The organism is Streptomyces sp. ISL-87, assembly GCF_018614095.1.
Lineage (GTDB): Bacteria > Actinomycetota > Actinomycetes > Streptomycetales > Streptomycetaceae > Streptomyces.
Genome location: NZ_JAGGOY010000018.1, coordinates 13,839 through 26,517 on the forward strand (window position 1 = coordinate 13,839; position 12,679 = coordinate 26,517).

The window sequence follows — 12,679 nt, forward strand, 5'->3', positions numbered from 1 at the left end:
GGAATCGAGAGCGAGGGAACTCCGTAATGGTGGACAGTGCGCCGATTGTGGTGTCCCGGGTCTGCGGACTGCCGGTGAGGGCGTTGGAAGCACTGCGGGCCGAGGAGACACTCTCCCTGGTACGCATGGCGTTGGACCGCGAAGACCGCGCCGAACGGATCACCGAGGCAGTGGCCGACGATCTGCACAGGCTGGTGCCGACCGATGGTCTTGACCGGGCGGTCCGCAGGGGCGCGCTGCGCCTGCGCCGCGACGTGCACAACCTGCGACTGACCGGGGCGACGGAGCAGGCGGCCGCGCTGGTCTCCCCCTGGCTCGACGGCGAGGCCCGCGACCGGTTGGAGCTGTGGTGCGCCGCCGTTCGGGAGCGGGCCGCGCTGGTGGCACGGGCCGAGCGGGCGGCGGACAAGGAGATCGCGGACGCCGGGGCCGCCATGACGGACCTGCTGCGGGAGGAGCGGATCGCCCGCGGGCTCTCGCTGGCCAGCCCCTCCTTCACCCTTGAGCTCTTGGGGCACCGCGTCGGCAGGGCTCCCGCGTGGGATTCCCGGCTGGCCCGCAGCGCCGCGGCGTATCTGTCGCGCACCGCCGTCAAACCCAGCCCTTTCGGGACCCTGACCACTGTCGGCGTGGCGGGGTGGGACGGCCCGGCAGACGGCCCGGCGGCGCCGTACGCACCGCTCCCCGACCGGGTGGTCTCCTCCTCCCGGGCGGCGGCGCTGGATCTGCTCCGCTCCTGGGCCGGTCACCCGGACGCGCCCGCGGGTCTGCGGCTGCTCGCCAATCCGAGCGTGCGGACCGTCGGCGGACGGGAACTCGCCGCCCTCCCGCTGTACTGCCATGCGGGCGGGGTCTTCCTGCGTGCGGACGAGATCACCGATGTGGTCGGGGTACGGGGGAGGCTGAGTGCCATGCCCGCTCACCCGGTGTCCGTGCCCGAGGCCATCGAGGCGCTCGGGGCGGACGCCGCCTCCCTGCGGCGTCTGGTGACCATGGGCGTGCTCCTCCCGGTCACCCCGTGGAGCGCCGACGAGGGCAGCCACTTCACCGCGATGGGCCGGAGCGCCGGGCAGGCGCCCGGACCGGTCGCAGAGGCGGTCCGGGCGCTGGGCCGGGCGGAGGAGCTCGTGGCAGGTGACGCCGACGCGGGGGAGCGCGCCCGGGCGGTCACCCGGGCCCGTACCACCCTGGTCGAGGCCTGCCGTGCTCAGGACCGTCGGCCGCCCGACTGGCTGGCCGGTGCGGGGCTTCTGCACGAGGCAGTCGCCCATGACCCGGGTGCGAGCCCGCTGCTGGGCGAAGCCGTACGGGCGGATCTGCATACCGTCGCCTCGGCGCTCACGCCGCAGATCCGGCGTGCGGCCCTGTACGACAGGATGCTCAGCCACTTCGTACGGTGGTACGGCTCCGGCGGAACGAGCGACGTGCTCTCCTTCTGCTACCGGTTCCTGGCCGCCGCTCCGGCTACGACGTGGCAGCCGGTACCGGGCCGGCCGGTCGGCGCCGTACCGGCGGAGGGCCAGTTGCGCGGCGACCGGACGCTGACCCGGCCGAGCCACGTCGTCTTCTTCCAGGTGGCCGCGGGATCGGCCGAGGAGGTGGCCCGGGGTGACCACCTCCTGGTGGTGAACCGGATCCACAGCGGCCTCCCCGGCATGGTCGGCCGGTGGGCGGTGATTCCGGCCCTGCACCACGGGATCGACGAAGCGCTGACGAGGTGGCTGAGCGACCTCCACCCCGGCTGCCGGGTGTACCAGACGTCCGCGCACGCGGACTGGATCGAGTTCCAGCGCCCCGCACTGCGCGGACTGCCGCGCGTCGGGTGGGGATCCGAACTCGCCGAGGCCGACGGCGCGACACACGATCTGCGGGGATTCACCCTGGCGCACGATCCCGTCACGCACACGCTCCAGGTCCGGGACGCCACCGCGGCTCCGGCGGCGTTCGCCTACCTGGGGGCTGTCCCGGTGGCCTCGCTCCACGGGGTGGACCGCCTGCTGGCGACGCTGAGCGACCCGTGGGTCCTCGACCTCGGCGACGCCGCTGCGGCCGATGGCACCGGCGCGGCGGGCGGTGCCGCATCCCCCTCGTCGTACCGGCCGCGCGTCCAGCGGGGCCGGATCGTCATGCGCCGGGCGTCATGGCTGCCGCCTCCCGGCGAACTGCCCCGTCCGGGCCGGGGCCAGTCGCCTGTGAGCTTCCTGCTGGAGGTGGAGCGCTGGCGCGCCCGACTGGGTCTGCCGGACGAGGTCTTCCTCTCCCGCGGCACCGGCCAGGCGGGCATCCACCACAAGCCCCAGTGGGTCGGCTTCGACCACCCGCACGCCGTGTGGGCGGCCTTCCGCCAGATCGACGACGCCACCACCACGGTGGAGATCACCGAGGCACTGCCCGGCCGGGACGGGCACTGGGCGGCCGACCCGCACCAGCCTGCGGCGGCCACCGAATTCATCGCGATGCTGAGGCAGGACGGCCAGTGAGTGATCAGCAGGAATGGCTCTACTACCGGGTGTACGTGGCGAGCATCGCCGAGATACGCGACCTGGTGGAGCAAGTGGTCGGCCCGGCCGTGCGCCGCTTCACCGCCGAGGACCCCTCACTGCGCTGGTTCTTCCTCCAGTACGTCGACCTGGTCGGTCTCCAGCTGCGCCTGCGGCTGAGGGGCACGCCGAGCCGACTGGCCCGCTATGAAGAGGAGTTGGACGACAGCTTCCGCCGGGCGCTGGATGTTCTCGGGGCCGCGGACGGCCCGCGTGGGCCGCTGGCCGCCCACCGCATGGTCACCAAGCGCCTCTACGAGCCGGAGCACGACAAGTTCGGCGGCCCCGCCGGGGTGGCGCTGGCCGAGCGCCTGATGCAGTGCGGCAGCGAGGCGGCCCTGGTCTGCGCCGCCCCGCAGCTGCGCCCGCTGCGCATCTCCCTCGCGGCGGCTCACACCAAGTTGATGGTCGCCGGGCTTCCTGCCGCGATGCGCACCTCCTTCCTGCACCAGTACGCGTGGTACTGGTCCGGGCGCGGCCGGCGCGACGCGCCGTTCGGCCGCACGCTCCCCGGGCTCTCGCCGGGCGATCCGGCGGCGATCCGGCGCACCGCCGCACTGCGCACCCAGATAGACCGTGTACTGCAAGTAGCCGCTCTGCGAGACGCGTTGACCGGCTACGTGGACGAGTTCTGGCTCCGGGTGCGGCGGGCGGGGCTCCCACGGCCGGACTACCTGACCGCGTTCCACCACATCCACCTGATGAACAACCGCCTGGGGGTCGTGCCCGGCGAGGAGATGCAGATCGCGCGGCTGCTGTGGCTGGAGGGACTGCGGGAGCCGCGTGTTGCCGCCACCGCAGGCCCCGCCGCATGACAAACGTCATGCCGGGCCCACGCAAACCCCATCCGCAACCCGTGCGGCTCCGCCCTGGCAGGCGGCACGCCGTGATTCCTAAGGTCTTCCCATGAGCGAACACCCCATCATCGACGTCAGTGACCTGCGGCTCGACTACGGCGGGACGACCGCCGTCGACGGCATCTCGTTCCAGGTGTTCCCCGGCGAGGTGGTGGCCCTCCTCGGGACCAACGGCGCGGGCAAGACGACCACGCTGGACGTGCTGGAGGGCTACCTCAAGCCCACCGGCGGTTCGGTGTCGGTGTTCGGGGTGAACCCCCGCACGGAGCGTGCCCGGATAGCCTCCGACATCGGCATCATGCTCCAAGAGGCGGGATTCTTCGGTGACCTCACCGTCCTGGAGACCATCCGTGCGTGGCGCCGCTTCACACCGAACGCCGTCGACACCGACGAAGCGCTGCGGATCGTGGGCCTGGAGCCCAAGGCGAAGACCCGCGTCGGCCGGCTTTCCGGCGGCGAGAAGCGCAGGCTCGACCTCACGCTCGCCGTGCTGGGACGGCCCAAGCTGCTCTTCCTCGACGAACCCACCACCGGGCTGGACCCGGAGTCGCGGCGCCAGACCTGGCACTTCCTCAAGGAGATGGTCGACAACGGCATGACGATGCTGCTGACGACGCACTACATGGAGGAGGCCGAGTTCCTGGCCGACCGCGTCGCCATCATGGACCACGGCCGCATCGTCCGGCACGGCCGCGTCTCGGACGTCGTGGCCCGGGAGTCCAGCGCCCGTATCTCGCTGACCGCCTCACCAGGCGTCAGCGCCCAGACCCTGCCGCCCATCCCCGGCGCCGAGATCCGGGAGGCCGACGGCCGGATCAGTCTGGTCACCGCCGATCCACAGCCCGTCCTGCTGCACTTGCTGAACTGGGCCGAGGACAACGGCGCTGCGCTGCGCGGCCTCGAAGTGCGCACGGCGTCCCTGGAAGATGTATTTCTCGATGTCGCGGCTTCCGGAAAGGTCCAGGCATGAGCTGGTTCCGCTTCACCTACTCGCAGTTCCTCCTCTCCCAGCGCGTCTACTGGCGCGACCTGGGCTTCGCCCTGACCGGCGCTCTGCTGCCGCTCGGCCTGAGCCTGGCGTACACCGTCAGCCAGCACGGTGAGGGGGAGATCGCGGGGTTCGACTCGGGGGTGTACCTGCTTCCCGGCTTCATCGGCTTCGTCCTGCTGTGGATCGTCTACAACGTCATCAACTCGGCCGCGTCCCGCCGCGACCGCCTGGTCTACAAGCGGCTGCGCGGCACCCCGCTGCCGGACACGGCCATCCTCGCCGGCGAAGCGGCCAGCGGCAGCGTCACCAGCCTGATTCAGGTCGCCATCCTGGTCGTGGCCGGGGTGGTCGCGATCGACGCGCCCATGCCCCGCAATCCCCTGCTGCTGCTCGTCGGCATCGTGCTCGGGGCGCTGGCCTTCTCCTTGCTGGCCATCGGTCTCTCCGGGCTGCTGCCCAGCGGGGAAGTGTCCACCTGGATCGTCACCCCGGTCATCCTGCTCATGATGATGACCTCCGGCATCGCCATGCCCATATCAAGTCTGCCCGGCTGGGCACAGCACATCGCCCCGTACCTGCCCTCCAGTCCGGTCGTCGAGATCGTCAGGACCGCTTACCTGGGCCGGGACTTCGCCAGCGATCCGGCGGCGTCAGGCCACCTCGCGACTGTCGGCTTCGTCGCGTCCTTCCAAGCCTGCGCCGCGCCGATCGGGCTGCTCTGCGCTTGGATGGGCCTGTCGTTCTCGATGGGCAAGCGGTTCTTCCGCTGGGATCCCCGCCGGTCCGCGTGAGCCCCGTCCGTCCGGCCCGGGTACGGCAGGTCGGCCGGGTGGCCCGCGGTTGACCGCGCTCGGATACAGTCGCCCAGCAGCACATGGAGAACGATGAGGTGGTGGCAGATGCACGGGCGCGCGCCCGCCACGGTCGCCCGCGCCGTCGCATGGCTGATCCTGCTGACGGCGACGGTCTTCCTCCTTGAGGCCATGGCCCTGTGGCTGAGCCACCGGCCGCCCCCCGGCCAGGTCGTCGCAGCCGTACTGGGCTCTGTGGCCTTCGGGTTCGGATACGCCCGTACGGTGTGGGACGCCGTGGCCCGCGGCAGGGGGCGCAACCGGCACCAGGCGGACCTCGCGGTATGTGCCAGCGTCTCCTTCGCCATGCTGCTGGCCCTCGGACCTGCGTGGGGAGCCCTGCCCTGCCTGGCCGCCGGAGCGGCTGTGGTGAGCCTCAGTCCCCGGCGATGGGGCTGGATCGTGCCGCTGATCCTCGCCGGCACGGCGCTGGCCGGGCTGATGCTCGCCGTGCCCGCCGACGTACTGGTGGACATGCTGGTCAAAAGCACCGTCACCGTCGTGGTACTCGGCACGCTGGGGGTGCTTCCCCCGTTCGCCCGGGAGATGCACGACAACCGCGCCGAACTCGCCCGGCTGGCGGTCGTGGAGGAGCGGCTGCGCTTCTCACGCGACCTGCATGACGTGCTGGGTCACGGCCTGTCCGTGATCGGCATGAAGATGGAGGTGGCCCTCCTGCTCATCGGGAACGACCCGGACAAGGCGGCCGGGGAGATCCGGGACGCGCTCGGCATCTCGCGCGAGTCGGCGTCCGATCTGCGCACCCTGGTCCGGGGGTACCGCCAGCAGTCCATCGCGGCGGAACTCGACGGTGTGCGCTCCGTCCTCTCCTCTGCGGGCATCGGTTGCCGTGCGGACGAGGTGCCCCCGGACATCCCGCAGCATGTCCATGACGTGACGGGCTGGATCGTCCGCGAGGGCGTCACGAACATCCTTCGGCACAGCAGGGCCACGGAGTGCCGGATCAAGTTGAGGGTGAACGACGGACGACTCATGATCGAGATTTCGAACGACAACCCCATCGCCCCCGGATCCGACGGTCGCACGGGTGGCAGCGGTCTGCGCGGTCTGCGGGAACGTCTCGCCGCCATCGGCGGCGAGCTGACCGCGGGGGTCCACAACGGTACGTTCACACTGCTCGCGCACGCCCCGCTGGGCGAGGGCTTGCGACACGATCCTGGAGCCGAGGTGACCCGCAGGTGACGATCCGCATCGTCGTGGCGGACAACGAGCAGCTGATCCGCGACTCGCTGTCCATCATCCTCTCCGCGCCCGAGGACATGAACGTGGTCGCGGTCGCGGCCGACGGCGCCCAAGCAGTGGCCGCGGTACGCGAGGCCGGCGCCGACGTGGTCGTCCTCGACCTCGACATGCCGGTGATGAACGGACTGGAGGCGGCCGAGGCCGTCCGGTCCGAAGCCCCCGACTGCGGAATCGTCATCCTCACCAGTCACGGCCGCCCCGGGTACCTGCAACGCAGCATGCGCCTGGGAGTACGCGGCTTCATCACCAAGGACACCCCGGCCGCGAAGCTGGCCGACGTCGTACGCCAGGTCCACGGAGGGGGCCGGTTCATCGACCCGGAGATCGCCACGGACGCGCTTGCCCTCGGCGGCAGTCCGCTCAGCGCCCGTGAGCGCGAGGTGCTCGCTCTCTCCGGCGAAGGGCTCAGGCCCAGCGAGATCGCGGGACGGCTGTGCCTGGCCGAGGGCACCGTACGGAACTACATGTCCTCGATCATGAACAAACTCGACGTGGACAACCGCGTTGCCGCCCACCGGGCGGCCAGGGAAGCCGGCTGGCTGTGACAGCCGCGACGGGGGAACACATGGACAGCACCATCACGGCCTCGCTCCGGGAGGCGCTCCGGTCGGCGGTGGCAGGCCTCGACGGCGTCCTGCCGCAGGCTCTCGAGCTCTACCGGGAGCTGCACGCCGCTCCCGAGCTGTCGGGGCAGGAGGAGCACACCGCCGCGCGCTTCGCCGCGTGGCTCAAGGAAGCCGGGTGCGAGGTGACGGAAGGCGTCGGCGGCCACGGCGTGGTGGGGATCCTCCGCAACGGCGAAGGCCCGCTGGTGGCGCTGCGCGCCGACATGGACGCCCTCCCGGTCGCCGAGTCCACCGGCCTTCCGTACGCGAGCACCCGGACCGCGACGACGGGCGACGGGCGCTCCGTCCCGGTGGCGCATGCCTGCGGCCACGATGCCCACGTCGCGTGCGCGGCCGGCGCGGCGGCCCTGCTGGGCCGTGCGCGCGACACCTGGTCCGGGACGCTCCTGGTGATCGGGCAGCCCGCCGAGGAGACGCTGACCGGCGCCCGCGCCATGCTCGATGACGGGCTGTTCGAACGCTTCGGGGTCCCGGACGTGATGCTGGCACAGCACGTCGCGCCCCTGCCGTGCGGAGTCGTCGCCCATGGACCCGGCGCGTTGACGGCGGCGACCACCGTGGTGGATGTGGTGATCCACGGCCGGGGCGGCCATGGCGCCGCGCCGCACCTGAGCGTCGATCCGGTGCTGACCGCCGCGGCAACCGTGCAGCGGTTGCAGGCGGTGGTCTCACGGGAGAACAACCCCTTCGAACCACTGGTCGTCACCGTGGGCACCCTGCGCGCCGGGACCGTGCCCAATGTCATCCCCGACCACGCCGAACTGGGCATCAGCATTCGCTGCTATTCCGATGACCAACTGGATCGCGCGGTCGCGGCGGTCGAGCGGATCGTACGGGCCGAATGCGCGGCGGCGGGCTGCCCCCGCGACCCGGACATCACGGTCGGCCCCAAGGCGCCCGTCAACATCAACGACCCGGCGGCAGCCGCGCGGGTGCACGCCGCCCACACGGCCCTGCTGGGCCCGCGGCGCGTCCTGTCCACGCCGCCGATGCTGGCCGGTGAGGACTTTCCGTTCTTCGCGCACGGACACACCCCGGCCGTCCCCACCGTGTACTGGTTCCTCGGCTGCGTGAGCGCCGCCGACTGGCGTGCCGCTCCCGGCGGTTCACCGCAGGCGAAGATGCAGTCCTTGCCGGCCAACCACGCCGCGGACTTCGCTCCCGCCGCGGAGGCCACATTGCGCCACGGCATCAGCGCTGCCGCCGCCGCGGTACTGGCGCACGCGCGGGTGGACTAGGGGTGTCCGGCGGACCATGGCGGCAGCCGCCGCAGCCGCCGGAGACGCAGCCGCCGCAGCCGGTCCGGCGTTCCGGCCGTCGGCCGCTCGGCGGTGACGTGGGCTCTCGCCCGACGTGCTCCCGGTGCCGGCGAACTGAGCTGAACTGACCTGTGCTTCACCCGAGTTCGGCCCGTAGGTGGCTGCCTCCTATGATTCGGTGATCATCATCGTCATGGGGGAAGCACGCTTTGAGCACGTACGTACGCAGGCCCGCCGCCGGCCCGGCGGATGACCGCAGGCGGGGGTGTGTCGGCTTCCTGCTGCTGCCCTTCGTGCTGGCCGCGCGGATCCACCGGCCCGCGCGCCCGGACAGGATCGTCGACGGGGCCATCGAACGCGCCCAGATCACCCGTACCGCCGTCGGCGTGATCGCCACCTGCTGGCTGATCTACGCCTATCCGCTGCGCGAGTCGGCCGGCTCCGTCCTCAGCGACAAGCTGACCGAGGTCCTGCTCAGTGCCGGCCTGCTCCTGATTCTCGGGCCGATCGCGCTCGCCGCCTTCGTCCTGGGCGCCCGCAGGCCCGGACCGGCGTTCTACCGGCCGCGACTGCGCGGTCCGCTGACCGCCCTCGGCGCGCTGTTCGGCACCGCGCTTCTGATGTGGCTCATCCCCAACTTGGACTCGATCGGCGGCCTCGGGTTCGTGCTGACCTTCGTGGGCGGGCTCGGCTACCTCTTCCTGGTGCCGTTCGCCGTCGCCTCGGCGGTGCTGTGCGTCCACCACACCTTCCGCACCGCCGATGTCCACGAGGTACTGCCGCCGCTGATATCGCCCGTGCTGGTGTGGGCGATGTGCGTCTTCCAGCTCTTCGACAGCCCGCCCGTCACCGCCCCGCTGGGGGTGCGGATCCTCTTCCTGATGGGACCCCCGCTGTCGGTGACCGCGCTGTCGTTCTGGGAGCTGCGTCGACTGCGCGCGTGCTACGGGATCACCGTGCGCAGGGCCCTGGGCCGCGGGTAGTTCAGTTCGCGCTCCGGACGATCGTGAAGACGGCGCCCTCCGGGTCCGCGACCGTGGCCAGTCGGCCCCTCTGGCCCTCGTGCGGCGGCTGGACGATGCTGCCGCCGAGCCGGATGACCTGGTCGGCGGCCGTGTCGGCGTCATCCACCTCGAAGTACGTCATCCAGTGCGGTCCCCGGTCGTGCGGCAGCGAGCGTCCGACGCCGTGCACGGCGGCGGCCGGCCGGCCCTGCAGCAGCAGGGTCAGGTAGTCGAAGTCGGCGGAGGCGTCCGGGTGGGTCTGCGCCTCGTGGCCGAAGACGTGCTCGTAGAACTTGCCGACCGTCGAGGTGTCCTGCGTGACGAGCTCGTTCCAGACCGGGGTGCCCGGGGCCCCGTGCAGCCGGGTGCCCATGTGGGTCTCGGCCTGCCAGATCCCGAAGATCGCGCCCAGCGGGTCGGAGCAGATCGCCAGCCGGCCCGCGACACCGGCATCCAGCGGGCCCACCGCGACGGTGCCGCCGCAGGAACGGATCACCTCGGCGGTGGTGTCGGCGTCGTCCGTGGCGAAGTACGTCGTCCAGGCCACCGGAAGATGCCGGTCCGGCGGCATCTCGCCGATGCCTGCAACCTCCTTGCCGTCGAGCAGCGCCCGGACGTAGGGGCCGAGCGCCTCCGGGCCCGGTTCGTACTCCCAGCCGAAGAGGTCGGTGTAGAAGTCCTCGGTGGACCCGAGGCTGTGCACCATCAGGCTCACCCAGCACGGCGTGCCGGGCGGGCGCCGGGTCGCTTCCGCTGCCTCGGTCATGTCAGCCGTCTCCTCCGTCGTATACCTGTCGCCCCGTCCCTGGTGTGATGCTTCCACTCCGGAGGGTCCGGCGCGCCCCGACCGGGCCGCGTGGTGGGGGTGCGGGTCTGAGATGTCCGAAACGATGCGGCCCGTCGCGGCGCGTTGATGTCCGGCTTGTTACACGGGGTGCGGGGGCGGGGAGGAGGATGGGCCCATGACTGCGATTCTCTCGGCTTCCGAACTGATGAACGAGCTTGCCGGATCCAGGCCGCCCGTGCTCCTGGACATCCGCTGGCAGCTGGGCGGCCCCGACCAGCGCCCCGCGTACGAGGCCGGGCACCTGCCGGGTGCGGCGTACGTCGACCTCGACCGAGAACTGGCAGGCCCGGCAGGGTCGGGCGGGCGCCACCCGCTGCCCGAACCCGAGGCGTTCGGGGCGGCGATGCGGCGGGCGGGGGTCTCGGAGGACACGGCCGTGGTCGTGTACGACGGCGGACTGGGCTGGGCGGCCGCCCGGGCGTGGTGGCTGTTGCGCTGGACGGGGCACGGGAACGTGCGCGTACTGGACGGGGGCCTGGCCGCGTGGACGGCGGCCGGCGGTGCGGTGTCCGCCGACGCGGTGTCTCCCGTAGAGGGTGATTTCAAGCCAAGTCCCGGCGCGCTGGGGCTGCTGGACGCGGACGCGGCGGCGGCACTGGCCCGTTCGGGGCTCCTGCTGGACGCCAGGGCGGGGGAGCGGTACCGCGGCGAGGTCGAGCCGATCGACCGGGTCGGCGGGCACATCCCGGGCGCGGTGTCGGCCCCGACCTCGGAGAACGTGGGTCCGGACGGCCGCTTCCTGCCGGCGCGGGCACTCCACTCCCGCTTCGCGGAATTGGGCGCTACGGGGGACACGCGGGTCGGCGTGTACTGCGGCTCGGGTGTCTCCGGCGCGCACCAGGTCCTCGCGCTGGAGGTGGCGGGCATCCCGTCGGCCCTCTACGCGGGCAGCTGGTCGGAGTGGTCCTCGGACCCCTCCCGCCCGGTGGCCACGGGCCCGCTGCCGTAGTAGCAGCCCGCCCGTGTGCGCCGGGGGCTCCGCCGGCTGGGGTTCCGCCGGCTGGGGTTCCGCCCCAGAGCCTGCGCCTCAAACGCCGGCGGGGCTGGATGTGCCGACGGGGCTGGGTGTGGTGCGGCGAGGCTGGTGGGTGCGGCGCCGTTGCCGGGGGCCAGCCCCCGGGCCCCCGCGCCTCAAACGCCGGCGGGGCTGGGTGTGCCGGATGGGGTGCGGCTACTCCTGTTTCTTGCGGCGGGTGCCGAAGACGATTTCGTCCCAGCTCGGGACCGCCGCGCGGCGGCCCGGGCGGACCCCGTCGGCCTCGGCCTGGCGGTCGGTGGTGCCCGTGAGGCGGTCGCGGTGGCCCGCGACCGTACGCGGCATCAGGACATCCGCGTACGCCGACCCGGCTCCGGCCGACGCGGCCGGGGGCTCCTCCGCCTCCGGCTCCTCGGCCGGGGTGTCGGTGCGCTCGGGGACCACCAGGTCGCCGCGGAAGCTCGGCACCGCCTCCAGCAGGCTGGTCAGCGTGTCCCGCTCCTCCTCCGGCTCCGGGGCAGGGCGCTCCAACTGCCGGTCGAGCGCGCGGTCCAGCGGTCGGTCCCGCGGCAGCCGCGCGATCCTCGGCACGAACGGAAAGCTCGGCTCCGGCGTCGCGCGCAGATCGTCCGACTCGCCGATCAGGGAGCGGGCCTCATCGTCCACGGCCACGACCAGCCGGCGCGGCGGGTCGTACGTCCAGCTCGCCGAGTGCGGCTCGCCCACGACCCGGTAGACCAGCAGGACCTCCCAGGTGCCGTCGTCGCGGCGCCAGGAGTCCCACTGGACGGATTCCTTGTCGGCCCCGCGCAGCGTCAGCCGCTCCTGCACGGCCTCGCCGAGCTGGGGTCCGGTGTTCTCGCCGGGACGGCGCACGGGGGTCTTGCGGGCGCGCTCCGCCATGAACGCCCGCTCCGCGAGCACCGGGCCCTCGAAGCGGCGTACGCGGTCGACGGGGATGCCCGCGAGTTGAGCGACCTCCTCCGCGGAGGCACCGGCCCGTATGCGGGCCTGGATGTCGCGGGGGCGGAGGTGGCTCTCCACCTCGATCTCGATCTGGTTCAGGCGCGCGCGGTCGTTGCGCACGGCAGCGCGCAGCCGCTCGTCGATCGGAAGCGTGTACTCCGTGCTGTCCGCAGCCTTGAGCACCAGTCGTGTGCCGTCATTTGAGACGGCCACGACACGCAGTTCGGGCATGGGGACCTCCCGGGTGGTGCCTGCCGACGTCACGTGCGTCGCTGCTTCCGCTAGTCGAGTGTGGCCTGCCCGGGTGCAGCCTGCCACAACCTTGCCGAGTTAAACCGGCGTGTCGGGCATGCGCCCTTGATCGCCGTTATGGCACGGTTACCTGTTGGGCACGCACAGTGACCGAACGATTACTGTGCGCAGCAGGAACCCGTGCAATACCGCGGCATCACCGGTCTCGAGTGCCGTTTCTCCATCGTCCGGCTCCCTCTCCCGGGTC

11 protein-coding genes are annotated in these 12,679 nt (G+C 72.2%); 9 read left to right on the forward strand and 2 right to left on the reverse strand.

Features of this window, described 5'->3' with window-relative positions; genetic code table 11:
• Positions 1–26: 26 nt before the first annotated feature.
• The 8 genes from J7I97_RS07070 (at position 27) to J7I97_RS07105 (ending at position 9,370) form a co-directional block, all read left to right on the forward strand.
• The gene (locus J7I97_RS07070; protein ID WP_214931773.1) at positions 27–2,480 is read left to right on the forward strand and encodes a lantibiotic dehydratase; all 2,454 of its coding nucleotides are present in this window, start codon (positions 27–29) and stop codon (positions 2,478–2,480) included.
• A complete protein-coding gene (locus tag J7I97_RS07075; RefSeq protein ID WP_214931775.1) occupies positions 2,477–3,355 on the forward strand; it encodes a thiopeptide-type bacteriocin biosynthesis protein in 879 nt (292 codons plus the stop codon). The genes J7I97_RS07070 and J7I97_RS07075 overlap by 4 nt, the downstream gene beginning before the upstream one ends.
• Before the next feature lie 91 nt (positions 3,356–3,446).
• Positions 3,447–4,367 (forward strand): ABC transporter ATP-binding protein, encoded by a 921-nt coding sequence (locus J7I97_RS07080; RefSeq protein ID WP_214931777.1) that lies wholly within the window; start codon positions 3,447–3,449, stop codon positions 4,365–4,367.
• Complete coding sequence (locus tag J7I97_RS07085; protein WP_214931779.1) at positions 4,364–5,179, forward strand: ABC transporter permease; 816 nt, start codon at positions 4,364–4,366, stop codon at positions 5,177–5,179. The genes J7I97_RS07080 and J7I97_RS07085 overlap by 4 nt, the downstream gene beginning before the upstream one ends.
• Before the next feature lie 108 nt (positions 5,180–5,287).
• A complete protein-coding gene (locus J7I97_RS07090; protein WP_214931781.1) occupies positions 5,288–6,442 on the forward strand; it encodes a sensor histidine kinase in 1,155 nt (384 codons plus the stop codon).
• A complete protein-coding gene (locus J7I97_RS07095) occupies positions 6,439–7,047 on the forward strand; it encodes a response regulator transcription factor (protein WP_214931782.1) in 609 nt (202 codons plus the stop codon). Before J7I97_RS07090 ends, J7I97_RS07095 begins: the two co-directional genes overlap by 4 nt.
• A gap of 20 nt (positions 7,048–7,067) precedes the next feature.
• Positions 7,068–8,366 (forward strand): amidohydrolase, encoded by a 1,299-nt coding sequence (locus J7I97_RS07100; RefSeq protein WP_214931783.1) that lies wholly within the window; start codon positions 7,068–7,070, stop codon positions 8,364–8,366.
• A gap of 230 nt (positions 8,367–8,596) precedes the next feature.
• Positions 8,597–9,370 carry a hypothetical protein gene (locus tag J7I97_RS07105; protein ID WP_214931785.1) on the forward strand — a complete coding sequence of 258 codons (774 nt, stop codon included), beginning with the start codon at positions 8,597–8,599 and terminating at the stop codon, positions 9,368–9,370.
• A gap of 1 nt (position 9,371) precedes the next feature.
• On the opposite strand, the gene J7I97_RS07110 is transcribed toward J7I97_RS07105, so the two are convergent.
• On the reverse strand, positions 9,372–10,157 hold the full coding sequence (locus J7I97_RS07110) for a VOC family protein (RefSeq protein WP_214931787.1): 786 nt from the start codon (positions 10,155–10,157) through the stop codon (positions 9,372–9,374).
• 196 nt (positions 10,158–10,353) lie between these two features.
• On the opposite strand from J7I97_RS07110, the gene J7I97_RS07115 reads away from it, so the two are divergent.
• Complete coding sequence (locus J7I97_RS07115; protein WP_214931789.1) at positions 10,354–11,187, forward strand: sulfurtransferase; 834 nt, start codon at positions 10,354–10,356, stop codon at positions 11,185–11,187.
• A gap of 222 nt (positions 11,188–11,409) precedes the next feature.
• On the opposite strand, the gene sepH is transcribed toward J7I97_RS07115, so the two are convergent.
• On the reverse strand, positions 11,410–12,411 hold the full coding sequence (sepH, locus tag J7I97_RS07120; protein ID WP_214931791.1) for a septation protein SepH: 1,002 nt from the start codon (positions 12,409–12,411) through the stop codon (positions 11,410–11,412).
• Positions 12,412–12,679: the final 268 nt, after the last annotated feature.